Source organism: Saccharopolyspora sp. NPDC002578, from assembly GCF_053592695.1.
This window is the reverse complement of sequence record NZ_JBSFWJ010000056.1, coordinates 18,929-43,212: the sequence shown is the minus strand read 5'-3', so window position 1 is coordinate 43,212 and position 24,284 is coordinate 18,929. Positions and strand designations below refer to the sequence as shown.

Sequence of the window (24,284 nt, the reverse complement as noted above, 5' to 3'; positions counted from 1 at the left end):
TTTCCCTCGTGGCGGAGCCACTCGGGAAAAAGATCCCGCAGCGAGAGACCGACTGAGGTTCCGCCACTCGATCCCCGAAGCAGAACGACCCGTGGCGCCTTCCCGCTACGAAAGAAACAGCAGGGGGCGTCTCGTTAGGCTGGTGCGTATGCCCGAGACCCACTCCCGCCGCCGCCATGCCCTGCGCGAACTGCTCCGCGAAGCCGACCTCGACGCCCTCTTGGTGACCGATCTGCTCAACATCCGCTACCTCACCGGGTTCACCGGTTCGCAGGCCGCGGTGGTGGTGCACGCCGCCGATGAGCCGGGCGCGGAGCGGGCCACCGCGTTCAGCACCGACGGGCGCTATTCGACGCAGGCGGCCGAGCAGGTCCCGGATCTGGAGCGGATCATCGAGCGGCCCAGCGAGCTCGTGCTGGCCGAGCACGTCGCCAAGGCGCCCGACCGGTACCGGCGAACGGGTTTCGAGAGCCAGCACGTCACGGTCGACGGCCGCGATGCGCTGGCCGAGGCGGCGCCGGGCATCGAGCTCACCCGTGCCCCCGGCCTGGTCGAACGCCTCCGGCTGGTCAAGGATGCCGCGGAGGTGGACGCGATCCGGATGGCGTGCGCCGCCGCCGACCGGGCGCTGGCGGATCTCATCGAGCACGGCGGGCTGCGTCCCGGCCGCACCGAGCTGGAGGTGGCCCGCGAGCTGGAGGCGCGGATGCTGGAGCACGGTGCCGCGGGTCCCGCGTTCGACACGATCGTCGCGGCGGGCGCGCATTCCGCGATCCCGCACCACCGGCCGACTTCGGCCGCGTTGGCGGCCGGGGACTTCGTGAAGATGGACTTCGGCGCTCTGGTCGACGGGTACCACTCGGACATGACGCGCACCGTGGTGCTGGGTGCTCCGGCCGACTGGCAGCGCGAGGTCTACGAGCTGGTGCACGCCGCGCAGGCAGCGGGTCGCGGCGCGGTCCGGGTGGGCACCGATGTGCGCGACGTGGACGGGGCGGCGCGCCAGGTGATCGACGACGCGGGGTACGGCGAGCGGTACCCGCACAGCGTCGGACATGGCGTGGGTCTCGAGATCCATGAGGCACCGGCGTTGTCGCAGCGGGGGGACGGTAGGATCGAAGAGGGGATGGTGGTCACCGTCGAACCCGGCGTGTACTTGCCGGAGCGTGGCGGGGTCCGCATCGAGGACACCCTGGCCGTGCGCGAGAGCACGCCGGAACTCCTCACCTTGACGACCAAGGAGCTCGTCGCCGTCTGAGCGCGGTGCGCGTGCGGCCGACATGCAGCGGCGGCGCCGCACTCGACTCAGCGAGTCAACCGCAGCCCGCATCACATGGAGAGACCGGACACGTGGCATCCACGAACGACCTCAAGAACGGACTCGTGCTCAAGATCGACGGCCAGCTCTGGTCCGTCGTGAACTTCCAGCACGTCAAGCCGGGCAAGGGCGGCGCCTTCGTGCGCACCACGCTGAAGAACGTGCTCTCCGGCAAGACCGTGGACAAGACCTTCAACGCAGGCGTGAAGGTCGAGACCGCGAACGTGGACCGCCGCGAGATGACGTACCTCTACGACGACGGCACCGATTTCGTGTTCATGGAGCAGGACACCTACGACCAGGTCCAGGTCTCGCGCGGCGTGGTCGGTGACGCGGCGGACTACATGCTGGAGAACAGCAACGTGGTCATCGCCCGCCACGAGGGTGAGCCGCTGTACGTCGAACTGCCCGCCTCGGTGGAGCTGCACGTGCAGCACACCGACCCCGGCGTGCAGGGCGACCGTTCGACCGGTGGCACCAAGCCGGCGAGCCTGGAAACCGGCGCGGAGATCCAGGTGCCGCTGTTCCTGAACACCGGCGACAAGGTCAAGGTCGACCCGCGCGACGGTCGCTACCTGGGTCGCGTCAACACCAAGTGATTCGTTCCCGCCGCACCCGCGGCCCCGCTGGTTCGTCCGGCAGGGCCGCGGTTCGTGCCGGGCGGGGAACAGTGGAAAGAGAGATGTGAGTTGGGCTCACGGAGCAAGGCCCGCAAGCGGGCGGTGGACGTGCTGTACGAGGCCGACCTGCGCGGTCTCGACGCGGTGACGTTGCTGTCCGAGCGGCTCGCCGCGCCCGAGGCCGCGCCGGTCGGGGACTACACGGTCACCCTCGTGGAGGGCGTCGCCGGCAACCGGCAGCGCATCGACGACGTGCTCGTCGAGCACTCCGAGGGTTGGACGCTGGCCCGGATGCCCGCGGTGGACCGGGCCGTGCTGCGGCTGGGGCTCTACGAGCTGCTGTGGAGCGAGGACGTGCCGCCCGCGGTCGCGATCGACGAGGCCGTGGAGCTGGTGAAGGCGCTGTCCACGGACGATTCGCCGCGGTTCGTCAACGGCGTGCTGGGCCGCATCGCGGGTATCAGCGATCGGCTGCGCACGTCGATCCGCAACCTGGAGGCGGCCGAGGCGGCGGCGAAGGAACGCGCGGACTCCGAAGCCCAGAGCTGACCCGCGCCCATCGCGGGGTTCGCCGATCCCGGCGTCCTCCCGCGATTTCTCGCGCCGGTCCCGGTAATCGGTTTCTCGGCCACCCATGATCTTGCTGCTCCCAGTGAGCGGGCCTTTTGGTCGTCGCCTTCTCAGCGGGTGAAGTCGCAACGGCGGCAGAAGTCACGCTTGCCTTCGCCTTGCTGCCGAAGGCCGTGCCTAGCGGCGTAGCCGTGCCTTTGGGCTGCGGAGCAAGCCTGCCTTGCGGCGAAGCCGTGCTTGGATTCGCGAAGCGAATAGCCCACGTCGAAAAGCCGCTCACCGGCGGGTTCTCAGTGAGCCTCTCGCGAGGACGGCTTTTTCTTTCGTGGCGGAGCCACTTGGGAAAAAGATCCCGCAGCGAGAGGCTCACTGAGGTTCCGCTACCCGGACAACCGGGCAGAACGACTGCGTTTCACTCCTCCCGAGCGGGTCGTGCCTCGGGCGGCAGGACACCCCAGTCGATGAGCTGTTCGGTCAGCTCGCCGGGGGTCATGTCGTAGATGATGGCGAGGGATCGCAGGTCCTCGGTCCGGATGGACAGCACCTTGCCGTTGTAGTCACCGCGCTGGCTCTGGATGGTCGCCGCGTACCGGGCGAGAGGCCCGACCTTCTCGGCAGGCAGCTGCTGCAACCGTTCCAGGTTGATCACGACCTTGGTGGCCGGTTCGGCGCCGGAGGGCACCCGTCCCTCCGGGAGTAGCTCCGCGACCGGAACACCGTAGAAGTCGGCCAGTTCGGCGAGTTTCTGGACGGTGACCGCTCGGTCGCCACGTTCATAGGACCCGACGACCACGGCCTTCCACCGCCCGCCTGACTTCTGCTCGACGCCGTGCAGCGAGAGACCCTGCTGCTGGCGGATAGCGCGGAGCTTGCCGCCCAGCGCCTTGGCGTAGTCGCCCATGTGGCGTTTCTCCGTTTCATTCGCCCCGTCAGCCTAAATCGGATGCCGGGGAGGAAAGCTCAGATTGATACGGAGAGTAATGTTCGCTCGCAAGTGTCACTAGGTCAAGTTGGTCTTCGTGTGGCGGCAGGGCGAGTACTCCCACACCACCCGGACGATTGACCTCGGGACGCTGATAGCGTACAAGCCGAAGTCGGTGGTCACCTGGTGACCTGCCGATGTTCGCACCGGAGGGCGGGTGCAGGCGCATCCGGTCCACTGGGGAATCAACCATCCTTTAAGGACCCGTCCAGTGAGGCGGGGAAGGAGGCTCACCCGTGGCGTCACGCCGGCAGGCGGGCGCGACGGACCCGGCCGGGCAGCGGGAGCTGCTTTCGGCCGGTGACGTTGCGCGCACGATCGCCCGCATCGCTCATCAGATCATCGAGAAGACGGCACTGGACACCGCGTCGCACGACGCGGCGAGCGGCCCCCGCGTGGTGCTGCTGGGTGTTCCGACCCGGGGTGTGCCGCTGGCGCGGCGGCTGGCGGACCGGATCGCCGAGTTCAGCGGTGTGGAGGTGCCCACGGGCACCCTGGACATCACGCTGTATCGCGATGACCTGCGCAAACGACCTAATCGGCCGTTGGAGCCGAGCAGTCTTCCGCCGTCGGGGATCGACGGCGCGCTGGTCGTCCTCGTGGACGACGTGCTGTTCTCCGGCCGCACGGTGCGCGCCGCTCTGGACTCGTTGCGGGACCAGGGCAGGCCCAGTGCGGTGCAGCTCGCGGTCCTGGTGGACCGGGGCCACCGGGAGCTGCCGATCCGCGCGGACTACGTCGGCAAGAACGTGCCGACGTCCCGCGCCGAGGACGTCGCGGTGCGGCTGGCCGAGGTCGACGAAGCCGATTCAGTGATCATCCGGCGCGTTGAGGAGGTGCGGTGATGCGGCACCTGCTCTCCACCGAAGGCTTGGACGCGGCGACCGCGACGGCGGTGCTCGACACCGCGGACACCCTCAAGCAGACCTTGCTGGGGCGCGAGGTGCGCAAGCTTCCGACGTTGCGCGGGCGCACCGTGATGACGATGTTCTACGAGAACTCCACCCGGACCAGGGTGTCGTTCGAGGTCGCGGGCAAGTGGATGAGCGCCGACGTGATCAACGTGTCGGCGTCGGCGTCCTCGGTCGGCAAGGGCGAGTCGCTGCGCGACACGGCGCTGACCCTCTCGGCGGCGGGCGCGGACTGCGTGATCGTGCGGCACCCGGCTTCGGGTGCGGCGCACCGCCTGGCGGGTTGGCTGGACGAAGCCGGGACGCAGGTCGTGAACGCGGGCGACGGGATGCACGAGCACCCGACGCAGGCCTTGCTGGACGCGGCGACGCTGCGGGAACGCCTCGGTGAGCTCGCGGGCCGCCGGATCGCGATCGTCGGTGACCTGCTGCACAGCCGGGTCGCCCGCTCCAACGTGCACCTGCTGCGCACCCTCGGCGTCGACGTGGTGCTGGTGGCGCCGCCGACGCTGGTCCCGCAGGGCATCGAGCACTGGGGTGCCGAGGTCGTGCACGAGCTGGACCCGGTGCTGCCGGGCGTGGACGCGGTGATGCTGCTGCGGGTGCAGGCGGAGCGGATGCACGGCGGGTTCTTCCCGTCGGCCCGCGAGTACTCGATCGCCTACGGCCTCAACGAGAAGCGGCTGGCGCTGCTGCCGGAGCACGCCGTGGTGCTGCACCCCGGTCCGATGCTGCGCGGCATGGAGATCGCTCCGGCGGTGGCGGATTCGCCGCGCGCCGCCATCACCGAACAGGTCCGCAACGGGGTCCACGTGCGCATGGCGGTGCTCTACCACCTGCTCGCCGGAGAGGAGATCGCGGCATGAGCCGGGTGCTGATCAAGGAAGTCCGTCCCTACGGCGACGGTGACGCGGTGGACGTGCTGGTCGACGGCGAGCTGATCGCCGAGATCGGCGCGGACCTGGACGTCGAGGCAGACGAGGTCGTGCACGGCGGAGGCGGTGTGCTGCTGCCCGGTTTCGTGGACCTGCACACGCACCTGCGCGAGCCGGGCCGCGAGGACACCGAGACGGTGGAGACCGGTTCGGCGGCGGCGGCGCTCGGCGGCTACACGGCGGTGTTCGCGATGGCCAACACCGATCCGGTCGCGGACAACGCGGTGATCGTGGAGCACGTGTGGCGCCGAGGCCTGGAGATCGGCCTGGTCGACGTGCACCCGGTGGGCGCGGTGACGGTCGGGCTGGGCGGTGAGCAGCTCGCGGAGCTGGGCACGATGGCGCGTTCGGCGGCCGGGGTGCGGATGTTCTCCGACGACGGCAAGTGCGTGCACGATCCGCTGGTGATGCGCCGCGCGCTGGAGTACGCGAAGGCGTTGGGCGTGGTGGTGGCCCAGCACGCGGAGGAGCCGCGGCTCACGGTCGGCGCGCAGGCCCACGAGGGCGCGAACGCCGCCCGGCTGGGCTTGGCGGGCTGGCCCGCTCCGGCGGAGGAGTCGATCGTGGCGCGGGACTGCCTGCTGGCGGGGCACACCGGCGGCACGTTGCACGTCTGCCACGTGTCGACGGCGGGCACCGCGGAGATCTTGCGCTGGTGGAAGTCGCGCGAGTCCGCGGGCACCGTGTCGGCGGAGGTCACGCCGCACCACCTGCTGCTGACCGACGAGCTGCTGTCGACCTACGACCCGGTGAACAAGGTCAACCCGCCGTTGCGCACCGACGAGGACGTGCGGGCGCTGCGGGAGGCGCTGGCCGACGGCACCGTCGACTGCGTGGCCACCGACCACGCGCCGCACGCGTCGCAGGACAAGGACTGCGAGTGGTCGGCGGCGAAGCCGGGCATGCTCGGCCTGCAGACCGCGCTGGGCGTGGTGGCGCGCACGATGGTGGAGCCGGGCCTGCTGGATTGGCGCGGCGTGGCGCGGGTGCTCAGCGAGCGGCCCGCCGAGATCGCCGGACTGGCCGACCAGGGCCGTCCGATCGCGGTGGGCGAGCCCGCGAACCTGGCCGTGGTGGACCCCGACGTCCGCTGGACGGTGCGGGGTGCTGAGCTGGCGAGCATCTCGGCGAACACGCCGTTCGAGGGCGTGGAGCTGCCGGGCCGGGTGCTGGCGACGGTGTTGCGCGGCCGGATCACCGCGCACGAGGGCGAGGTGCGGCGCTGATGGAGCGGACGTTGTGGGTGCTGGCGCTGCTGTTGCTGCTGGCGCTGGTGTACTTCGGGATGCGGCGCGGCTGGCTCAACCGCAAGCGGCGGCAGACCGCGGAGCTCGCGGAGTTCCCGGTGGCGCCCGAGGGCGTGGCCGAGCAGCCGGCGCTGCTGGCCGACGCGAGCGGGTTCTACGTGGGCAGCACGCGGGCCGGTGATTGGCAGGACCGCATCGCGGTCGGCGACGTCGGGCACCGCGCGAACGCGGTGGCGCGGCTGCGCGGTTCGGGCCTGCTGCTGGAGCGGACGGGCGCGAGCGCGCTGTGGATTCCCGCGGAGTCCGTGGTGGACGCGCGGGTGGATCACAAACTGGCGAACAAGGTCGTTCCCGGTGCGGGGATGCTCGTGGTGACCTGGCGCTTGGGGGGCCAGGGCATCGACACGGGCTTCCGCGCGGATGACAAGTCCACTCAGGACGAGTGGGCGGGTGCGGTGCGGGCATTGGCGCCTGCCGCAGGACGTGACGACATGGAGGGACAGGCATGACCGCGCACACCCCGGCGGCACTGGTGCTCGAAGACGGCCGGATCTTCCGCGGCGTCGCCTACGGCCAGGAGGGCCGCGCGCTCGGCGAGGCGGTGTTCTCCACCGGCATGACCGGCTACCAGGAGACGCTGACCGACCCGTCGTACCACCGCCAGATCGTGGTGCAGACCGCGCCGCAGATCGGCAACACCGGCTGGAACGACGAGGACGACGAATCCCAGCGCATCTGGGTCGCGGGTTACGCGGTGCGCGACCCCGCCCGGGTTCCGTCGAACTGGCGCTCCCGCCGGTCGCTGGACGAGGAGCTCAAGCGCCAGGAGATCGTGAGCATCGCGGGTCTCGACACCCGCACCGTGACCCGGCACCTGCGGGAGCGCGGCGCGATGCGCGCCGGGATCTTCTCGGGTTCGGCGGTGGGCTCGGACGACGAGCTGGTGGCGCAGGTCGCGGCCTCCGATTCGATGGCGGGCGCGGACCTTGCCGGTGACGTGACCACGAGCGAGCCCTACGTCGTCGAGGCGCAGGGCGAGAAGAAGTTCACCGTGGCGGCCTTGGACCTGGGCATCAAGTCGAACACGCCGCGGATGATGGCCCAGCGCGGCATCGAGGTGCACGTGCTGCCGCTGTCATCCACTGTGGACGACCTGCTGGCGGTGAACCCGGACGGCGTGTTCCTGTCCAACGGCCCCGGCGACCCGGCGACCGCCGACCACGCCGTCGCGCTCACCCGCGAGGTGCTGTCGCGCAAGCTCCCGCTGTTCGGGATCTGCTTCGGCAACCAGCTGCTGGGCCGCGCGCTCGGCCGCGGGACCTACAAGATGCGCTACGGCCACCGGGGCATCAACATCCCGGTGATCGACGTGGACACCGGCAAGGTCGCGATCACCGCCCAGAACCACGGCTTCGCCGTGGAGGGCGAGGCGGGGGAGCGGTTCGACACCGACTTCGGCGCCGCGAAGATCAGCCACTTCTGCCCGAACGACGGCACCGTCGAAGGCCTGCGCCTGCTCGACGGCCCCGCGTTCAGCGTCCAGTACCACCCGGAGGCCGCGGCCGGTCCGCACGACGCCGCGCCCCTGTTCGACGAGTTCACCAGCCTGATGAGCGAGGCCCGCTGATGGCTCCGGGCGCGTCGATCGAGCGGCTCCGGGTGCGCAACTACCGGGTGCTGCGCGACGTGACGTTCGAGAACCTGTCGCCGTTGACGGTGCTGTTCGGGCCGAACGGCAGCGGTAAGTCGACGGTGATCGACGTGTTCGCCTTCCTGCACGAGGCGTTCACGACGAACCTGCGGCGGGCGTGGGACGCGCGCGGCCGGATGGCGGAGATCCGCAGCCGGGGATGCGACGGGCCGGTGGAGATCGAGCTGACGTACCGGCCTGGGGACGGGCTGCATCAGCGGCTGACCTACCTGCTCCGCATCGACGAAGCGGACGACGGCCGCCCGGTCGTGCTCGACGAGGCGCTCACGTGCGTAGGTGCGGGGCGGTTGCTCGACGTCGCGAAGGGGGCGGGCGTCTTCGAGGAGCGGAACGTTGCCCTGGACGGCTCGGACATGCTTGCAGCCCCGGCGCTGGGGCAGTTCGAGGACTTCCTTGAACTCGTAGAACTCCGGCGGTTCATCTCCAGCTGGTACCTGTCGCACCTCGGTGCTGGCGACCCTCGTGCGGTAGCTGAAATCGGTCCGCAGGAGCGGATTTCGGGCAGCGGCGAGAACCTGCCGAACGTGCTGCGGTACCTACGCGAGCAGCACCCGGGCCGCCTCGATCAGATCCTTAAGGCATTGCGTCAACGGGTGCCGAACCTGGAGCGGATCGAGCCGGAAGAGGTCGACGGCAGGCTGGCGTTGCGGCTGAAGGACCTGCCGTTCGACGAGCCGATCTACGCAAAGTTCGCCTCCGAGGGCACGCTGCGGCTGCTGGCTTATCTGATCGTTCTGCACGACCCCGTCCCCGCGTCGATCGTCGGGATCGAGGAGCCGGAGAACCAACTGCACCCGAGGTTGCTGCACGGGCTGGCCGAGGAGTGCCGATCGGCCGCTCAGCGCAGTCCCTTGCTGGTCACGACCCATTCGCCGCAGTTCGCCGACGCACTCCGCTTGGAGGAACTGTGGGCTTTGCACCGCGGTTCCGATGGTTTCGCGCTGGTGACCAGGGCGAGCGAGATCCCGCAGGTCGTCGCGATGGCGGAGTCGGGCGGGACTCTCGGCGATCTCTGGATGGAGGGCTACTTCGGCGTCGGTGACCCGCTGGATCCCCCTGGACGGGACGGATGAGCACGGCGAACCTGGAGGTGCTGGTCGAGGAACCGTCCGCGGAGGCGGCGCTGTCCGCGCTGTTGCCGAAGATCGTTCCCGTGACGCCGTGGCAGCTGCGGGTCTTCCCCGGCAAGCAGGGGCTGCTGCGCCGGTTGCCGGCACGGCTGCACGGGTACTCCGCGTGGGCTCCGGCCACCGGAACGCGGCTGGTGCTCCTGCTGGATCGGGATCGCGACGACTGCTTGGAGCTCAAGACCGAGGTCTCCAAGATGGTCGTGGACGCCGGGTTACGCGTCGCGTCCGCGACGGAACCGGCCGGGACGGTGCTGCCCAGGATCGTCGTGGAGGAGCTCGAAGCCTGGTTCCTCGGCGACGTTCCGGCCTTGCGAAGCGCCTTTCCCCGGCTGCCCGCCGGGCTCGCCCAGCGTGCGAAGTACCGCGATCCGGACGGGATCACCGACACCTCACGGGTCCTCGAATCCCTGCTCCAGCAACACAACTACCACGTCAGCGGTCTGCAGAAGCTGGCCCTCGCGCATGAAGTGGCCCCGCACATGGACGTGGACAACAACAGCTCGCGCAGCTTCCAAGTCTTCCGGGACGGACTGCGTCGCCTAGCAAGTGAGGGAACTGATGTCCAAGCGCACTGATATCAAGCACGTCATGGTGATCGGTTCCGGGCCGATCGTCATCGGGCAGGCCTGCGAGTTCGACTACTCCGGTACGCAGGCGTGCCGGGTGCTGCGGGAGGAGGGGCTGCGGGTCAGCCTGGTCAACTCCAACCCGGCGACGATCATGACGGACCCGGAGTTCGCCGACGCCACCTACGTGGAGCCGATCACCCCGGAGTTCGTGGAGAAGGTCATCGAGGCCGAGCGCCCCGACGCGCTGCTGGCGACCCTCGGCGGTCAGACCGCGCTGAACACGGCGATGGCCCTCGACGAGCGCGGCGTGCTCAAGAAGTACGGCGTGGAGCTCATCGGTGCCGACATCGAGGCCATCGAGCGCGGTGAGGACCGGCAGCGGTTCAAGGACATCGTGCGTTCCATCGGCGGCGACGCGCCGGAGAGCGCCGTGTGCAAGTCGATGGACGAGGTCCGCGAGTTCGTCGCCGAGCGCGGCCTGCCGGTGGTCATCCGCCCCAGCTTCACCATGGGCGGCCTGGGCTCCGGCATGGCGCACACCTCCGAGGACCTGGAGCGGATGGCCACGCTGGGCCTCACCGAGTCCCCGGTGCACGAGGTGCTCATCGAGGAGAGCGTGCTCGGCTGGAAGGAGTACGAGCTCGAATTGATGCGCGACCACGCGGACAACGTGGTCGTGATCTGCTCCATCGAGAACATCGATCCGATGGGCGTGCACACCGGTGATTCGGTGACGGTGGCCCCGGCGATGACGCTGACCGACCGCGAGTACCAGCACATGCGCAACGTCGGCATCGACGTGCTGCGCGAGGTGGGCGTGGAGACCGGCGGCTGCAACATCCAGTTCGCGATCCACCCGGAGACGGGGCGCATGGTCGTGATCGAGATGAACCCGCGGGTGTCGCGCTCCTCGGCGCTGGCGTCGAAGGCGACGGGCTTCCCGATCGCCAAGATCGCCGCGAAGCTGGCCATCGGCTACACGCTCGACGAGATCAGCAACGACATCACCGGCGAGACCCCGGCGAGCTTCGAGCCGACGCTGGACTACGTGGTGGTGAAGGTGCCGCGGTTCGCCTTCGAGAAGTTCCCCGGCGCGGACCCGGCGCTGACGACGACGATGAAGAGCGTCGGCGAGGCGATGTCGCTGGGCCGCAGCTTCCAGGAGGCGCTGGGCAAGGCGCTGCGCTCCATGGAGACCTCGCGGATCGGCTTCTGGACGAAGGACGACCCGGAAGGCGCGACGCTGGAGTCCACTCTGGACGACCTGCGCACCGCGCATGACGGCAGGCTCTACGCGGTGGAGCGCGCGCTGCGGCTGGGCGCGAGCGTGGCGCAGGTGCACGAGGCCTCGGGCATCGACCCGTGGTTCGTGGACCAGATCGCCGCGCTGGTGGAGCTGCGCGCCGAGCTCTCGGCGGCCCCGGTGCTGGACGCGGACCTGCTGCGGCGGGCGAAGCGCTCCGGTCTGTCGGACCGCCAGCTCGCCGCGCTGCGCCCGGAACTGTCCGATGAGGACGGCGTGCGGTCGCTGCGGCACCGCTTGGCGGTGCGGCCGGTGTACAAGACGGTGGACACCTGCGCGGCCGAGTTCGCGGCCCGCACCCCGTACCACTACTCGGCCTACGAGCTCGACCCCGCCGCGGAGTCGGAGGTCACCGAGCAGCGCGACCGTCCCAAGGTGATCATCCTGGGTTCGGGCCCGAACCGCATCGGCCAGGGCATCGAGTTCGACTACTCCTGCGTGCACGCGGCCACGTCGCTGCGCGACGCCGGGTTCGAGACCGTCATGGTCAACTGCAACCCGGAGACGGTGTCCACGGACTACGACACGGCGGACCGGCTGTACTTCGAGCCGCTGACGTTCGAGGACGTGCTGGAGGTCGTCGAGTCGGAGCGGGCCTCCGGCGAGGTCGTCGGCGTGATCGTGCAGCTCGGCGGCCAGACGCCGCTGGGCTTGGCGCAGCGCCTGGCCGACGCCGGAGTGCCGATCGTGGGCACGCCGCCGGAGGCGATCCACCTGGCGGAGGAGCGCGGCGCGTTCGGCGACGTGCTGCGCAAGGCGGGCCTGCCCGCGCCGAAGTACGGCATGGCCACGTCGTTCGACGCGGCCAAGCGCATCGCCGACGAGATCGGCTACCCGGTGCTGGTGCGCCCGTCGTACGTGCTCGGCGGCCGCGGCATGGAGATCGTCTACGACGAGGCGTCGCTGGAGAACTACATCGCCCGCGCCACCGAGGTCACCCCGGAGCACCCGGTGCTGGTGGACAACTTCCTCGACGACGCCATCGAGATCGACGTGGACGCGCTGTGCGACGGCACCGACGTGTACCTGGGCGGCGTGATGGAGCACATCGAGGAGGCCGGCATCCACTCCGGCGACTCGGCTTGCGCGCTGCCGCCGATCACGTTGGGGCGCCAGGACATCGAGAAGGTGCGCGAGTCCACCAAGGCCATCGCGCACGGCATCGGTGTGCTGGGCCTGCTCAACGTGCAGTACGCGTTGAAGGACGACGTGCTCTACGTGCTGGAGGCGAATCCGCGGGCGTCGCGCACGGTGCCGTTCGTGTCGAAGGCGACGGCGGCACCGCTGGCGAAGGCCGCGTCCCGCATCATGCTGGGCGCCAGCATCTCCGACCTGCGCGGCGAGGGCGTGCTGCCCGCGACGGGCGACGGCGCGGACCTGCCGATGGACGCTCCGGTGGCGGTGAAGGAGGCGGTCCTGCCGTTCCACCGCTTCCGCACCCCGGAGGGCCACGGCGTGGACTCGCTGCTGGGGCCGGAGATGAAGTCGACCGGCGAGGTGATGGGCATCGACGTCTCCTTCGGGCAGGCGTTCGCGAAGTCCCAGTCCGCCGCCTACGGTTCGCTGCCGACTTCGGGCACCGTGTTCGTGTCGGTGGCGAACAAGGACAAGCGTTCCATGGTGTTCCCGGTCAAGCGCCTCGCCGACCTGGGCTTCGAGATCCTCGCGACCGCCGGGACCACGGATGTGCTGCGGCGCAACGGGATTCCGGCCAAGGAGGTCCGCAAGCACAACGAGTCCGGTGCGGACCGCGACGTCATCGACCTGATCCGCGCCGGTGAGATCGACATGGTCGTGAACACCCCGTACGGCAATCCCGGTCCGCGCGTCGACGGCTACGAGATCCGCACGGCCGCCGTGTCGCGCGACATCCCGTGCATCACCACGGTGCAGGGCGCCGCGGCGGCGGTGCAGGGCATCGAAGCCGGCATCCGCGGCAGCATCGGCGTGCGCCCGCTGCAGGCGCTGCAGGCCGCGCTGCGCCAGGGCGGTGAGCGCCGGTGACGGTCCGGGCCGGTTTCGGGCGGCGGCTGGCCGATTCGGTGGCCGCGCGCGGCGCGCTGTGCGTGGGCATCGATCCGCATCCGGCGCTGCTCAACGCGTGGGGCTTGGAGGAGAGCCCCGCCGCGTTGGAGCGGTTCGCGATGACGGCGGTGGAGGCGCTGGCCGGTGAGTTCGCGGTGCTCAAGCCGCAGTCGGCGTTCTTCGAGGTGTACGGCTCGGCGGGCGTGGCGGTCCTGGAGAAGGTCGTCGCCGCGTCCCGCGAGGCCGGCGCGCTGGTGCTGCTGGACGTGAAGCGCGGCGACATCGGTTCGACGATGACGGCGTACGCGAACGCCTACCTCGACGAGCACTCGCCGCTGGCGGCCGATGCGCTGACGGTGTCGCCGTACCTCGGTTTCGGTTCGCTGGCACCGGCATTGGGCATCGCGGAGCAGACCGGGCGCGGCGTGTTCGTGCTGGCCCGCACCTCGAACCCGGAGGGCGCGGCGCTGCAGCGGTCCACTGCGGACGACGGCCGCACCGTCGGCCAGTCCATCGTGGACGCGGCAGGGGAGAACAACGCCGGGGCCGACCCGTACGGCTACGTGGGCGTGGTCGCCGGGGCGACGATCAAGCCGGGCGAGCTGGACTTCTCCCGCCTGAACGGCCCGATCCTGGCCCCCGGCCTGGGAGCCCAGGGCGCCACGGTGCAGGGCCTGCGCGCCACGTTCGGCGCGGCCCTGCCCTCGGTCCTGCCCGCCACGGCCCGAGACGTACTGCGCCACGGCCCGTCCGTGGCGGACCTGCGCTCGGCGGCGCGCAGGGTGCGGGACGAAATGGGTGTGCTGCTGGAGTCCTGATTTCGCGGCACGAACGGCCCCGTCGATCCTCGGATCGGCGGGGCCGTTCGCATGTCCGGGGAAGTGCCGGGGCACCTCGGCGTCACTTCGGGAAGTGCTCTTCCGCGGAGGGGATGGTGCCGGACAGGCGGTGCGAGGTGTCGTAGTAGTTCGTGCCGTTGTCCTCGTCGTAGGTCTGCTCGTGGTACTGCTCCGAGCCGAAGGCGCCGCGCGCGAGCTGGCTTTCGCCCGTACGGACGTCTGACACGGCCTCCGCCGTTTCGCGGGCGGCGGCGTTGTTGACGCTGCCGCCTTCCCGCCACAGCGTGGCGTCGTCGACGAAGGACTTGGTGGCGTTCTGCGCCGAGCGGCCCAGGTCGTCGGCGTTGCCCATCAGCCCGACGCCGCGTCCGCCGAGTTGTTCGGCGCTCTTGCCGAGGCCGGCCGCCGCGTCGGCGCCGCGCGTCCCGGCGGTGCCGAGCGCTTCGCTTCCCCTGCCGACGGCGCTCGCGGCGGAGCCCGCCGCGTCCGACGCGCGGGAGGTGGCCTGCCCGGCGGCGGTGGCGGCTCCGCCGAGTCCCGGCGAGGCCGGGAACACCTTCGCTCCACCGGTGGTGAGCTTGGCGCCGACCTTCGCGCCCGCCTCGGCCATGTCGTCGAGGGCCTTGGCCAGGTGCGTTCCGGCTTTGCCGAGCTTGCCGAGCAGCTGGCTGATCTTCGTGGCGATCTTGGACAGGGTCATCCCGATCCGTCCGGCCGCGTAGCCGAGGTAGCCGGCGACGGTCGCGCCGAAGCTGATGACGGAGCCGGCGAGCGCGGCCAGCGCGCCCTTGATGAGTTCGGCGACGATGGCGGCGATGATGTCCCGGATCAGGCCGCGGCAGGTGGCGACCATGGTGCCCGCGGTCGCCATCGCGCCGGAGGCGGTGCCCGCGCTGACCGACATGGCTTCGACGCCTTCGGCGAGTTCCGCGGACCGCTGCCGGTAGGCGTCGCAGGCCTGGCCCTGCCACTCGGCGCAGTCCGACTGGACCTGCCCGGGGATCTCCGCGGCCAGCTTCTCCAGGTCGGCCTTCACCTGCTGCCAGGTGTCCGCGCCCGCTTTGATCGCGTTCGGATCGCCCGCGAGGAAGTCGAGCACTTCGCGCAGCGGCGCGAAGTGCTCCATGAGCCAGCCGACCCCGGCGGCCAGCGCGGAACCGATCGGGTCGATGGCGGTGATCAGCCCGTCCAGCGCGAGCACCCCGGCGCTGGCGGCGAACTCGCCCCAGTCCTCGTTGTTGAACGCCGTCCAGGTCGCCCGAGCGGAGTCGACGATCCCCGCGCCCGCCGTCACGGCGCCGGATTGGACCGCTTCGCTGCCGGTGTCGGTGAACATCCCGGTCATATCTGCACCTGCCCGAGATCGTCGGAGTTCTTGTCGTCGATGTCCTGGTAGTCGGTCGCGGTCGCGCTCACCCGATCACCGAGGTCGCTGGTCAGCTCGGAGAACTTCTGGATCTCGGCGGCGGCCTGCTGCGAGGTCTGCCGGGCCTGATCCGCGAAGAGCTGGCCCACCAGGCCGAAGCTGTCGACGCCGAACGAGACTCCCGCGCCCTGCTGTCCTGCCGCGGCGATGTCGCCCGCGAGTCCGGCGAGCCATTGCGAATGCGTGGTCAGCCGCGCCGGCATGACGTTGAACATGGTCTGCTGCTCCCGTTGATCAGCGAAGGTAGCTTCGCGGCGGCTCGTCGTCGAAGTCCGGATCGTCGTTGCGACTCGCGGCGCCTTCGTCCGGTTCCGCGGGGAGCTGAGTTCGCAGGAATTCCATCGCCGAGGCGCCCGCGAACGGCTCCACGGTCTGCGCGACCTTGTGCGCGACCGCGCCCTGCGCTTGCGCGGACAGCCGCAGGATCGCGGCGCGCAGCTCGGACGGGCCGCGCTGCATCGAGCTCCGGTCGAACTGCACGTCCTGGAGCGCGCCGTTGGAGCCGACGGTGACGGAGACGCCGCCTTCGGTGGCGGTTTCGGTGAGCGAGCCGAGCTGCTCCTGGATCTGCTGGGACTGCTGCACCATCTCGTCGGCGCGGGTTTGCAGCGATTCCAGGAATTGCTGCGGTGACTGCTGATTCATGTTGTTTCCCCAGTGTCGTGCTTGGTGCGGTGCGGCCTCGTGCCGGTTGAGGCCGGACCGGGTCCATCGAGATCGACGATCCGAGGGACCCTGATGGTTCCCCCGAATCCCGGAGGATTCTTCGCGGCAGGACGGACCGACCGGCACGAGCGCCCCCAGCGCTCGCGTCCATCCTCGTGCCACGGCCGTTCGGGCGTGCTCCGGGGTCAGCTCAGGGCGCGCAGGCGCCCCGCGACGAGTCGGCCGCGGACGCCGAACCCGGCGGCGACCAGCGGCAACGCGGTGAGCGCGACGATCCCGGTCGCAGGCTGCCCGCTGAGCAGCCCGCCCACGACGCCGACGACGCCGAGCCCGAGCAGCAGGTTCGCGCGCAGCAGCAGCCCGCCGGTGGCGATGGGGGGTTCCCGGTCCGGGTAGCCGTGGCGCCGCCGGGCGATGGCGAACGCGGCGCCGACGGCGAGGAACGCGTGACCGGCGATGATCACGACCACCGGCGACCAGGTCAGGACGTCGAGCGAACCGCTGCCCAGTCCGCCCGCGATGACCAGCCACCACCCGGCGGCGAGGATCGCGGGCGGCCAGATCCCCAGCCGGGCCCGCCTGCGGCGTTCCGGATCCGGGCCGTGCGGCGGGATTCCGGGGATGCGGACTCCGAGCAGCGCCAGCCCGAGCAGCGGGACGAACAGCGCCCAGCCCAGCGCGGCGGGCGCGGCCGGGTCGGCGATGACGACGTTGCTGCCTCGGTTGTCGAGCTCGCGGCGTTCGACCGGGGCCGGTGTCGTGCGGTTGTCCGGGGTGAGGTCGGAGAACTTGAAGGTGCGCTGCTCGGTGGAGCCGTCCTCCCAGGTGACGGTGGCGTCGCAGACCCACCACCAGCCCAGGCCGGACATGCTGACAGGGCCGACCCGCTCGCACCGGGTGGCCAGCGCCGTGCCGCGGTCGGTGGGCGTGCCGTCGGTCGTCGTGATCCCGGTGGCGCCCATGACGGTGTGGAACACCAGCAGCACCAGCAGCCGCACCACGATCTGCGAGGCGATGTACCCGAGGCGCCCGCCCCGGCCCGAGTCGTCCGGCTCTCGCGGTGCACGCCGCGGCTCGGTGTGTCCGGGCAGCATGTCGTCGGAAGGTGCCACGTTCGCGTCCTGTTCCCCCAGTGTCGCCTGCGGCGCGAACGTAACAGGGCGGTGTCCGGGGACGGCGCGGGACCTGTGCGAGCGGTGGCCGGGTTTCGGATCCCACTTCCGAGCGGGCGGCGGTCCGCCGGGGCGCGCGACCTGCCCGGCTTTCGACGGCATGACGGCGCGGGCAACGATCCGCCGGATCGTCGCCCGCTTCAGCCCGTCGTCACGCTGCCGGTGCGGAGCTCAACCGCTCATCCGGCGCACCGCGCGCCCTCGGGCGGCGTGCGCGAGGTCTCCAGGTAGTCGGCGACGATGCCGTCGACGCAGGCGTTGCCGCCGAGCAGGACGGTGCCGTGGCGGGCGACGTCGACGGTCAGCAGGCTGCTGCCGAGCGTCTCGGCCAGGTTCACCCCGCCCTCGTACGGCGTCAGCGGATCGCCCGTCGCCGCCACCGCCAGGGTCGGCGGCAGGCCTTCGATCCCTTCGGCGTAGGGGATTCCGAGGGTCGGCCGCACCGGCCAGTCCTCGCACCCGTCGTGGGCGTCGACCACCGGACGACCCGGGTCGGTGAAGGGCGCGGCCGCGTAGACGGCGCGCTTCAGCGCGGTCTCCTCGGCCGGGGTCCGGCGGTCCTCGTCGAGGCAGTTGATCGCGAGGTTCGCTTCGAGCGCGTTGCTGTACTTCCCGTCGGGTGCACGGCTGGAGGCGGCGTCGCGCATCGCGAGCAGCATGTCGCCCCTGCCGCTGGTGAGTTCCGTGAGGCCTTGCACCAGGACCGGGTAGGCGGCTTCGTCGGCGAGACCGGTGATCGTGGCGTCGATGGCGTCGTTGAACGTGAGCCGCCGGCCGTCGAGTGCCGGGACCGGAGCGTCCAGCAGGGGCCGCACGATGTTCTGGAAGTTCTCGGTCGCCCGCGCGGGGTCGGTGCCCAGCGGGCATGCCGGGCCGGTGGCGCAGAACGCGGCCAGCTCGTCGAAGCTCCGCTGAGTCACCGTCATCTGCGCCTCGAACCGGTCGAGGGTCTTCGCCGCCGGGTCGAGCGGCCCGTCGAGGACCAACGCGCGGACGTTCTCCGGGAACATCTCGGCGTAGACGGCGCCCAGCCGGGTGCCGTAGCTCTGCCCGAGCAGGTTCAGCTTCTCGTCGCCGAGCACCTCGCGGATGATGTCCAGGTCCTGCGCGGCGTCTCGGGTGCCGACGTGCTCCAGCACATCGGAGCCGCCCGATCGCTCGGCGCACTGATCGGCCAGGTCGCGAGCCTGCTGCTCGGTCCAGTCCACGGCGCCGAACCGCAACAGCATCGTCAGCGCGCCGTCTTCGCGTTCGGCGTCGGTGAAGCAGTCCAGCGCCGGGGTGGACGCACCCGTTCCGCGCGGGTCGAATCCGATCAGGTCGAACTTCTCGCCGATCGGGCTGGTGGTCAGCGGATCGGCCAGCATGGTCGCCGCGACGCTCATCCCGGACTGGCCGGGCCCGCCCGGGTTGTACTGCAGGGAGCCGATCCGCTCGCCGCGAGCCGGGATGCGCAGCATCGCGATCTGCGCGGTCGGCCCCTCCGGCCGGTCGTAGTCCAGCGGCACCTCGACGCGGGCGCACTCGAACCCGGGGTTCGCGAACGCCTCCCGATCTCCGTCGGTGGTGGCGTAGTCGGCGCACGGGCCCCACGCGGGTTCCTGGTCGTAGAAGCGCGCCAGCTTCTCCGGTGCCACGGCCGCCTGGGGCAGGGAGGGCAGGGGCGGCTTGGCGGGCAAGGGCGGGTGATCGCACCCGGTCGCCAGCAGCAGCAGCGGTAAGGCCACCGCCGCCAACGACGATCGGGTCACACGTGACAACACTTGCTTCTCCTCTGCTCCAGGCCGGGTTCGACGTGGACGGTAGGGCGGCCTGCCGCGGGCGCGGATCGGTCGACGGCATCGGATCGCCCGACCAAAGTCGGAGCGGAGGGAGCCATGAGGGGGAGGTGGTCACGCGCGGCCGGTACCTACGCTCGGCACGGTGGACGGCACAGCAGGAGATCGGCGGGGGGCGCTCCGGAACCGGATCGTCGATGGCGGGCTGGTCGTGCTCACGGCCCTGGTCGGGTTCCTCCCGGCGGTGAACTGGTGGGAGGCCCCGCCGACGATGCCGCTCTGGGCGCTGCACCTGGACTACGCGATCGGCGCGCTCGGGTGCCTCGCGCTGTGGTGGCGGCGCCGCTTCCCGCTGGTGCTCGCGATCGTCCTGGTCCTGCTGAGCACCGTCTCGCTGTTCGTCTCGGCGGCGTCGCTGGCCGCGCTGTTCACCGTGGCCGTGCACCGTTCGGCGCGGGCGACAGCCGTGCTGGCGGTGGGCAATCTGCTGTCGTTCGGGGCTTTCCTGCTGGTGCGTCCCGAACCGACGACGTCGCTGTCGATGCTGATCGCGCTCCAGGTCACGATCATCATCTGCGTGGCCGTGTCCGGTCTGCTCGTGCGCAGCAGGCGGCAGCTCATCGCGTCGTTGCGGGAGCGGGCCGCCGCGGCGGAGGTGGCGGCGCGGCTGCGGGCCGAGCGATCCCAGCACGAGGCGCGGGAGGCCCTCGCGCGGGAGATGCACGACGTGCTCGGTCATCGGTTGTCGCTGCTCAGCGTGCACGCGGGCGCGTTGACCTACCACCGCGGCGCGTCGGACGAGGAGATCGCGCGGGCTTCGGAGGTGGTGCGCGAGAACGCGCACCGCGCGCTGCAGGACCTGCGCGAGGTGATCGGCGTGCTGCGCGCCCCGGTGGGCGAGCTCCCGCTGCCGAACGTGGCGGACGTCGTCGAGCTGATCGACGAGAGCGAGCGCGCCGGAACCCCGGTCGATGTGCAGGACGCCTGCGGTGCGACGACCGGTGGCCTCCCGCTGCCCGCGACGGTGGGCCGCACGCTCTACCGGTTCGTCCAGGAAGGCCTGACCAACGCCCGCAAGCACGCGCCCGGTGCGCCCCTCGTCCTCCGGATCACCGGCGAACTCGGCGACCACGTGGCCGCCGAGCTCATCAACGAGCCGCCGCCCGCACCCTCCACGCGGCCCCTCGGTTCCGGGGAAGGGCTGCGGGGGCTGGGCGAGCGGGCCGCGCTCGTCGGCGGGCGGCTCGACCACGGCCCGACCGCGTCCGGCGGATGGCGGGTCGGGGTGTGGCTACCGTGTCCGGCGTGAGCGATTCCGAACCGCGCATCGACGTGCTGGTCGCCGACGACGATCCGATCGTCCGCTTCGGCCTGGTCATGATGCTGCGAGGCGCCCCCGACGTGCGGGTGGTCGCCGAAGCGGGCGACGGCGCCGAGGCGGTGGAGCTGGCGGATCGCCACGCGCCGGACGTCGTGCTGATGGACATCCGGATGCCCGGCACCGACGGGCTCGAAGCGACCGAGACGCTGCGCCGCCGCCGGCGGGCACCGCAGGTCGTCGTGCTCACCACGTTCGACGCCGACGCGCACGTGCTGCGCGCCCTGCGGGCCGGGGCGGCCGGTTTCCTGCTCAAGGACACCCCGCCGGACGAGCTCGTCCTCGCCATCCGGCAGGTCGCGCAGGGGCGTCCCGTGCTCTCCCCGGAGGTGACCCGCCGGCTCATCGATCGCGTAGCCGGGGGCGAGCAGGACACCCGTCGCGACGCGGCACGCCGCAAGCTCGCTCCGCTCGCGGACCGCGAACGGACCGTGGCGATCGAGATCGGCGCCGGGCGCTCCAACGCGGAGATCGCCGCCCGCAACCACATCGGCCTGGCGACGGTCAAGACCCACGTGTCGGCGATCCTGACCAAGCTCGACCTCAACAACCGCGTGCAGATCGCCCTGCTCGTGCACGACGCGGGTCTGGACTCGCCGCAGTCGTGACGCGGCGAACCCCGGAAGGAGGCCCGGCACCGGTCAACGCGAGCAGAGGGCTTCGACGATGGTCTCCGCGTCGGCCTGGAACGCCATGTCGAGGTAGTAGAGCTTGTCGGCGAGCTCGCCGAGCTGCTCCTTCATGGCCTTGATCTCCACATCGCCTTGGGTGATCGCGATGCTCTGGCACCCGAGCGCGATCGTGATGCCACCCGTTCTCGCCGTCGCCGGAATTTCCCAAGTGGTGTCGGACATTGCGCCTCCCAAAACTCGAATCCTGTTGGTGTGCAGACCTTCGAGAGTTCCCGCGGTGGCACGCAATGAGTCTTTCGAGTGATCATGCTGGCTTGCCACGCCGGCAACTGGTGAAGCTGTCCCCGAGATCGACAGAAGGGGACACCATGAGTGCGGGAAACGCCGTTCCAGTCCGAACTCGCCGCGTCGCGAGCCGAATCCGCCAGCTCCGGGAACGCAGCGGACTGGGGGCTCAGGAAGTGTCGCAGGCGCTCGGGATTTCGATGAGCAAGATCAGCCGGATGGAGTCCGGCCATCGCGGCCTCAACGCCGACGACGTCGCCGCCATGCTGGGACTTTACCGCGTGCCCACGGCGGAGCGGGCAGAGGTCCTGGAGCTGGTGCGCCACGGCGGCGACCGGAACTGGTGGAGCGTTCGGCCAGGTGATCCGGAATCGGTCGTCAGCGCGTGGGGCACGATCAGAAACTTCGAGTATGAAGCTACTTCGTTGAGCGTCTACCAGACGATGTTCGTGCCGGGGTTGCTTCAAACGCCTGATTATGTGGCAGCGGTCGCTGACGCGGTGGCCTCGTTGAATCCATCTGTTGATCTCGACGCGCTGCTGAAGCAACGGGTTGAACGGCAAACTCTGCTGCTCAGCTCACGTCAGTTCGAGTTCTTGATCGAAGAAGCGGTGTTGCAACGCCCAGTTGGCGGTGCGGAGGTGATGTATCACCAGCTCCGGCGAATCGCTGCTGTCGCGGCGCGTCCGAACGTGAACGTGCAGGTGCTGAAGGTCGGAGTCGGTGCACATGCAGGAATCGATGGGCAGTTCTCCCACTTGGAGTTCGCTGATCACGCCGACCTTGTGCTGTGCGAAAACATCGGATCCTCGTCATACGTCGAGGAGGCCAATATCGTTGCTGACGCGGCGGAGGTTCTGCGTCGGCTCCGGAAGACCGCGCTACCCACGGACGAGTCGGTCGAGCTGATCAGGTACACCGCCGATCAGTGGTACCAGCACGCTGCCGTTGGAGGAAGCCTTGAAACGGAACAACTTGATGGCTCTGCGCTGGAAAAAGAGTAGCTACAGCAGCGCAACGCGCACCTGCGTCGAGATCGCACGCTCCGATCGCGCCGTCGCTGCGCGGGATTCGAAGAATCCGGACGGCGGTGTCCTGCTGTTCGGTGCGGCATCATGGACATCGTTCCTGAATGGCATCCGCACGGGCCGATTCGGTGGCGGAGATTGTGCTCCGGTTCCGCAAGACCGCGCTATCCCCGGAGGAGTCGGTCGAGTTGGCCAGACACACCGCCGATCGGTGGTATCAGCATGGTGAGGTTGGAGGAAGCCTTGAAGCGGAACGACTTGATGGCTCTGCACTGGCGAAAGAGTAGTTACAGCAACGGAACGCGCACCTGCGTTGAGGTCGCACGCGCCGATCGCGCTGTCGCTGCGCGGGATTCGAAGAACCCGGATGGCGGTGTCCTGCTGTTCGGTGCCACCTCCTGGTCCTCGTTCCTGCACGGCGTTCGCGAAGGCCGCTTCGACGGCTGAACTCGGATCGAGCGACGGGCAGGAGAAGACGATGGCCGCACTGGATCCATCCACCCTCCGGTGGCGGAAGAGCAGCCGGAGTACGAACTACACGAACTGCGTCGAGATCGCCCATCTGGATTGGCGCAAGAGCAGCCGCAGCAGCAACTACGGCAACTGCGTCGAGGTCGCCCGCACTGATCACGCCGTCGCGGCCCGCGACTCGAAGGCTCCCGACGGCGGAGTCCTGCTGTTCGGCGAGGGCTCCTGGTCGTCGTTCCTGCGCGGTCTTCGTTCGGGGCGCTTTGATCCCCTAGCGTGAAGGCGGGGTGGTCAGGTCACGCTCGCTGCTGGTCGGGGCGGACTGGCTCAGCTCGGATCCGACTCCGGTACCGCAGTGGTGATTCGCCGACTTCTCGTTTGAACGCGGTGCTGAAGGCGCTCTCCGAGGCGTAGCCCAGTTCGGTCGCCAGTGAGCCGACTCGGGTGTCGCCGTCGCGGAGAGCGCGTTGTGCCAGCAGGATCCGCCAGCGGTGCAGGTAGGTCAGCGGCGGCGTGCCCGCCGCGGTGCGGAAGCGTTCGGCGAAGGTCGTGCGCGACATCGCTGCGGCCTGCGCCAATTCCTCCAGGCCCCAAGGCTTTCCGGGGTCGGCGTGCATGAGGTCCAGCGCGGGGCGCAAGCGTTCGTCGGCCAGCGCCTTGAGCCAGCTGGGAGGGAGTTCGGTCTGGTCGACGTAGGCGCGCAGCACCTCCAGCAGCAGGAGCTGGCAGTGCTGCCGGACGGCGAACGCGGACCCCATCCGGTCTTGGCGCACCTCCTCGAACAGCCGGTAGATGCCTCCCCGCAGGTTCGTCGCCGACACGCCCGATCCGCGCACGTGCGCCAGCGGCGGAAGTGCTTGCAGCAGCAGTGCGTCCCCGGTCGGGTTGAGGTCGATGCGCCCGCCGATGAGCACGTCGTCGGTGCCGAAGTCGGCGCCGCTGAGGTGCGGGGAGGGGAAGCCTTCCTCGGGTGAGATCTCGCGGGGCGGCCCGTCGCCGGTGCCGCCTTCGGCGTGCAGCCAGGAGCGGTTGTTCAGGATGGCGACGTCGCCGGGTTGGAGCTCGATCGGCTCGTCGACGCCGTCGGTGCGCACCCGGGCGCGGCCGGAGACCATCGCGAAGAACTTCAGCGGGGTCTCGACGGCTCCGCTCGCCACCCACGGGCCCCGCGTCGCGAACCCGCCCGAGAGCAGACCGCGGACCTCGACGAGTTCGAAGATCTCGGACAGCTGATCGACCATGCCCGTACTCTCGCGCAAATAGTCCGGACCTTCAATGATTCACAGTACGA

General features: G+C 70.3%; 26 protein-coding genes. 18 read left to right on the top strand and 8 right to left on the bottom strand.

Annotated elements, in window-relative coordinates; genetic code table 11:
• The first annotated feature begins 148 nt into the window (after positions 1 to 148).
• From ACWD38_RS23010 to nusB, 3 genes are all read left to right on the top strand, one after another.
• Positions 149 to 1,258 (top strand): M24 family metallopeptidase, encoded by a 1,110-nt coding sequence (locus tag ACWD38_RS23010; protein ID WP_184478142.1) that lies wholly within the window; start codon positions 149 to 151, stop codon positions 1,256 to 1,258.
• Positions 1,259 to 1,350: 92 nt separating this feature from the next.
• Entirely contained in the window at positions 1,351 to 1,917 is a 567-nt protein-coding gene (gene efp / locus ACWD38_RS23005; RefSeq protein ID WP_184478143.1) for an elongation factor P, read from the top strand.
• A gap of 90 nt (positions 1,918 to 2,007) precedes the next feature.
• Positions 2,008 to 2,487, top strand: coding sequence for a transcription antitermination factor NusB (nusB, locus tag ACWD38_RS23000; RefSeq protein ID WP_184478144.1), 480 nt, complete (start codon positions 2,008 to 2,010; stop codon positions 2,485 to 2,487).
• A gap of 433 nt (positions 2,488 to 2,920) precedes the next feature.
• On the opposite strand, the gene bldD is transcribed toward nusB, so the two are convergent.
• On the bottom strand, positions 2,921 to 3,409 hold the full coding sequence (gene bldD, locus ACWD38_RS22995) for a transcriptional regulator BldD (protein ID WP_009943043.1): 489 nt from the start codon (positions 3,407 to 3,409) through the stop codon (positions 2,921 to 2,923).
• A gap of 317 nt (positions 3,410 to 3,726) precedes the next feature.
• Between bldD and pyrR the strand changes: the two genes are divergently transcribed.
• Genes pyrR through pyrF form a run of 9 tightly spaced genes read left to right on the top strand, consistent with a single transcriptional unit; the run spans position 3,727 to position 14,139 of the window.
• Positions 3,727 to 4,335, top strand: a complete 609-nt coding sequence (gene pyrR, locus ACWD38_RS22990) for a bifunctional pyr operon transcriptional regulator/uracil phosphoribosyltransferase PyrR (RefSeq protein ID WP_184478145.1) — start codon at positions 3,727 to 3,729, stop codon at positions 4,333 to 4,335.
• Positions 4,335 to 5,267, top strand: a complete 933-nt coding sequence (locus ACWD38_RS22985; RefSeq protein ID WP_184478146.1) for an aspartate carbamoyltransferase catalytic subunit — start codon at positions 4,335 to 4,337, stop codon at positions 5,265 to 5,267. Before pyrR ends, ACWD38_RS22985 begins: the two co-directional genes overlap by 1 nt.
• Positions 5,264 to 6,562, top strand: a complete 1,299-nt coding sequence (locus tag ACWD38_RS22980; RefSeq protein WP_450124880.1) for a dihydroorotase — start codon at positions 5,264 to 5,266, stop codon at positions 6,560 to 6,562. The genes ACWD38_RS22985 and ACWD38_RS22980 overlap by 4 nt, the downstream gene beginning before the upstream one ends.
• Positions 6,562 to 7,092: a PH-like domain-containing protein gene (locus ACWD38_RS22975; protein WP_184478148.1), complete on the top strand. Its 531-nt coding sequence runs from the start codon at positions 6,562 to 6,564 to the stop codon at positions 7,090 to 7,092. Before ACWD38_RS22980 ends, ACWD38_RS22975 begins: the two co-directional genes overlap by 1 nt.
• Positions 7,089 to 8,210, top strand: a complete 1,122-nt coding sequence (gene carA, locus ACWD38_RS22970) for a glutamine-hydrolyzing carbamoyl-phosphate synthase small subunit (RefSeq protein WP_184478149.1) — start codon at positions 7,089 to 7,091, stop codon at positions 8,208 to 8,210. Before ACWD38_RS22975 ends, carA begins: the two co-directional genes overlap by 4 nt.
• Positions 8,210 to 9,367, top strand: a complete 1,158-nt coding sequence (locus ACWD38_RS22965; RefSeq protein ID WP_184478150.1) for an AAA family ATPase — start codon at positions 8,210 to 8,212, stop codon at positions 9,365 to 9,367. Before carA ends, ACWD38_RS22965 begins: the two co-directional genes overlap by 1 nt.
• On the top strand, positions 9,364 to 9,999 hold the full coding sequence (locus ACWD38_RS22960) for a DUF4276 family protein (protein WP_450124879.1): 636 nt from the start codon (positions 9,364 to 9,366) through the stop codon (positions 9,997 to 9,999). The genes ACWD38_RS22965 and ACWD38_RS22960 overlap by 4 nt, the downstream gene beginning before the upstream one ends.
• Positions 9,983 to 13,300, top strand: coding sequence for a carbamoyl-phosphate synthase large subunit (gene carB / locus ACWD38_RS22955; protein ID WP_450124878.1), 3,318 nt, complete (start codon positions 9,983 to 9,985; stop codon positions 13,298 to 13,300). Before ACWD38_RS22960 ends, carB begins: the two co-directional genes overlap by 17 nt.
• Positions 13,297 to 14,139, top strand: coding sequence for an orotidine-5'-phosphate decarboxylase (pyrF, locus tag ACWD38_RS22950; RefSeq protein WP_450124877.1), 843 nt, complete (start codon positions 13,297 to 13,299; stop codon positions 14,137 to 14,139). Before carB ends, pyrF begins: the two co-directional genes overlap by 4 nt.
• An 82-nt stretch (positions 14,140 to 14,221) precedes the next feature.
• Here the strand turns inward: pyrF and ACWD38_RS22945 are convergent, their stop codons facing one another.
• From ACWD38_RS22945 to ACWD38_RS22925, 5 genes are all read right to left on the bottom strand, one after another.
• On the bottom strand, positions 14,222 to 15,505 hold the full coding sequence (locus ACWD38_RS22945; protein ID WP_450124876.1) for a WXG100 family type VII secretion target: 1,284 nt from the start codon (positions 15,503 to 15,505) through the stop codon (positions 14,222 to 14,224).
• Positions 15,502 to 15,801 (bottom strand): type VII secretion target, encoded by a 300-nt coding sequence (locus tag ACWD38_RS22940; protein WP_184478155.1) that lies wholly within the window; start codon positions 15,799 to 15,801, stop codon positions 15,502 to 15,504. The genes ACWD38_RS22945 and ACWD38_RS22940 overlap by 4 nt, the downstream gene beginning before the upstream one ends.
• 19 nt (positions 15,802 to 15,820) lie before the next feature.
• Positions 15,821 to 16,231: a YbaB/EbfC family nucleoid-associated protein gene (locus ACWD38_RS22935; protein WP_184478156.1), complete on the bottom strand. Its 411-nt coding sequence runs from the start codon at positions 16,229 to 16,231 to the stop codon at positions 15,821 to 15,823.
• Positions 16,232 to 16,437: 206 nt separating this feature from the next.
• On the bottom strand, positions 16,438 to 17,364 hold the full coding sequence (locus ACWD38_RS22930) for a DUF6346 domain-containing protein (protein ID WP_450124875.1): 927 nt from the start codon (positions 17,362 to 17,364) through the stop codon (positions 16,438 to 16,440).
• Between the two features lie 239 nt (positions 17,365 to 17,603).
• Positions 17,604 to 19,187, bottom strand: coding sequence for an alpha/beta fold hydrolase (locus ACWD38_RS22925; RefSeq protein ID WP_221315740.1), 1,584 nt, complete (start codon positions 19,185 to 19,187; stop codon positions 17,604 to 17,606).
• Positions 19,188 to 19,347: 160 nt separating this feature from the next.
• Here ACWD38_RS22925 and ACWD38_RS22920 point away from each other — a divergent pair, with 160 nt between their 5' ends.
• Positions 19,348 to 20,511, top strand: a complete 1,164-nt coding sequence (locus ACWD38_RS22920; protein WP_184478158.1) for a histidine kinase — start codon at positions 19,348 to 19,350, stop codon at positions 20,509 to 20,511.
• The gene (locus ACWD38_RS22915; RefSeq protein ID WP_184478159.1) at positions 20,475 to 21,188 is read left to right on the top strand and encodes a response regulator transcription factor; all 714 of its coding nucleotides are present in this window, start codon (positions 20,475 to 20,477) and stop codon (positions 21,186 to 21,188) included. Before ACWD38_RS22920 ends, ACWD38_RS22915 begins: the two co-directional genes overlap by 37 nt.
• Positions 21,189 to 21,221: 33 nt before the next feature.
• Here the strand turns inward: ACWD38_RS22915 and ACWD38_RS22910 are convergent, their stop codons facing one another.
• Entirely contained in the window at positions 21,222 to 21,434 is a 213-nt protein-coding gene (locus ACWD38_RS22910; protein ID WP_184478160.1) for a hypothetical protein, read from the bottom strand.
• 65 nt (positions 21,435 to 21,499) lie between these two features.
• Between ACWD38_RS22910 and ACWD38_RS22905 the strand changes: the two genes are divergently transcribed.
• The 4 genes from ACWD38_RS22905 to ACWD38_RS22890 are packed head-to-tail and all read left to right on the top strand — an operon-like array spanning position 21,500 to position 23,273.
• Complete coding sequence (locus ACWD38_RS22905) at positions 21,500 to 22,501, top strand: helix-turn-helix domain-containing protein (RefSeq protein WP_450124874.1); 1,002 nt, start codon at positions 21,500 to 21,502, stop codon at positions 22,499 to 22,501.
• Positions 22,476 to 22,754, top strand: coding sequence for a DUF397 domain-containing protein (locus ACWD38_RS22900; RefSeq protein ID WP_184478162.1), 279 nt, complete (start codon positions 22,476 to 22,478; stop codon positions 22,752 to 22,754). Before ACWD38_RS22905 ends, ACWD38_RS22900 begins: the two co-directional genes overlap by 26 nt.
• Positions 22,748 to 22,972 carry a DUF397 domain-containing protein gene (locus ACWD38_RS22895; protein ID WP_450124873.1) on the top strand — a complete coding sequence of 75 codons (225 nt, stop codon included), beginning with the start codon at positions 22,748 to 22,750 and terminating at the stop codon, positions 22,970 to 22,972. Before ACWD38_RS22900 ends, ACWD38_RS22895 begins: the two co-directional genes overlap by 7 nt.
• 31 nt (positions 22,973 to 23,003) lie before the next feature.
• Positions 23,004 to 23,273 (top strand): DUF397 domain-containing protein, encoded by a 270-nt coding sequence (locus tag ACWD38_RS22890; RefSeq protein WP_450124872.1) that lies wholly within the window; start codon positions 23,004 to 23,006, stop codon positions 23,271 to 23,273.
• A gap of 16 nt (positions 23,274 to 23,289) precedes the next feature.
• Here the strand turns inward: ACWD38_RS22890 and ACWD38_RS22885 are convergent, their stop codons facing one another.
• Positions 23,290 to 24,234: a cupin domain-containing protein gene (locus ACWD38_RS22885; RefSeq protein WP_450124871.1), complete on the bottom strand. Its 945-nt coding sequence runs from the start codon at positions 24,232 to 24,234 to the stop codon at positions 23,290 to 23,292.
• Positions 24,235 to 24,284 lie beyond the last annotated feature (50 nt).

Bases quoted from the DNA above. Each gene is read 5' to 3' on its own strand.
- ACWD38_RS22965 (WP_184478150.1), top strand. From the start codon at position 8,210: ATGGCTCCGGGCGCGTCGATCGAGCGGCTCCGGGTGCGCAACTACCGG.
- ACWD38_RS22900 (WP_184478162.1), top strand. From the start codon at position 22,476: ATGGCTCTGCGCTGGAAAAAGAGTAGCTACAGCAGCGCAACGCGCACC.
- ACWD38_RS22980 (WP_450124880.1), top strand. From the start codon at position 5,264: ATGAGCCGGGTGCTGATCAAGGAAGTCCGTCCCTACGGCGACGGTGAC.
- ACWD38_RS22885 (WP_450124871.1), bottom strand. From the start codon at position 24,234: ATGGTCGATCAGCTGTCCGAGATCTTCGAACTCGTCGAGGTCCGCGGT.
- ACWD38_RS23010 (WP_184478142.1), top strand. From the start codon at position 149: ATGCCCGAGACCCACTCCCGCCGCCGCCATGCCCTGCGCGAACTGCTC.
- ACWD38_RS22935 (WP_184478156.1), bottom strand. From the start codon at position 16,231: ATGAATCAGCAGTCACCGCAGCAATTCCTGGAATCGCTGCAAACCCGC.
- ACWD38_RS22895 (WP_450124873.1), top strand. From the start codon at position 22,748: ATGGTGAGGTTGGAGGAAGCCTTGAAGCGGAACGACTTGATGGCTCTG.
- ACWD38_RS22945 (WP_450124876.1), bottom strand. From the start codon at position 15,505: ATGACCGGGATGTTCACCGACACCGGCAGCGAAGCGGTCCAATCCGGC.
- carB (WP_450124878.1), top strand. From the start codon at position 9,983: ATGTCCAAGCGCACTGATATCAAGCACGTCATGGTGATCGGTTCCGGG.
- ACWD38_RS22975 (WP_184478148.1), top strand. From the start codon at position 6,562: ATGGAGCGGACGTTGTGGGTGCTGGCGCTGCTGTTGCTGCTGGCGCTG.
- ACWD38_RS22940 (WP_184478155.1), bottom strand. From the start codon at position 15,801: ATGTTCAACGTCATGCCGGCGCGGCTGACCACGCATTCGCAATGGCTC.
- ACWD38_RS22910 (WP_184478160.1), bottom strand. From the start codon at position 21,434: ATGTCCGACACCACTTGGGAAATTCCGGCGACGGCGAGAACGGGTGGC.
- ACWD38_RS22905 (WP_450124874.1), top strand. From the start codon at position 21,500: ATGAGTCTTTCGAGTGATCATGCTGGCTTGCCACGCCGGCAACTGGTG.
- ACWD38_RS22915 (WP_184478159.1), top strand. From the start codon at position 20,475: ATGGCGGGTCGGGGTGTGGCTACCGTGTCCGGCGTGAGCGATTCCGAA.
- carA (WP_184478149.1), top strand. From the start codon at position 7,089: ATGACCGCGCACACCCCGGCGGCACTGGTGCTCGAAGACGGCCGGATC.
- ACWD38_RS22890 (WP_450124872.1), top strand. From the start codon at position 23,004: ATGGCCGCACTGGATCCATCCACCCTCCGGTGGCGGAAGAGCAGCCGG.
- bldD (WP_009943043.1), bottom strand. From the start codon at position 3,409: ATGGGCGACTACGCCAAGGCGCTGGGCGGCAAGCTCCGCGCTATCCGC.
- ACWD38_RS22985 (WP_184478146.1), top strand. From the start codon at position 4,335: ATGCGGCACCTGCTCTCCACCGAAGGCTTGGACGCGGCGACCGCGACG.
- ACWD38_RS22960 (WP_450124879.1), top strand. From the start codon at position 9,364: ATGAGCACGGCGAACCTGGAGGTGCTGGTCGAGGAACCGTCCGCGGAG.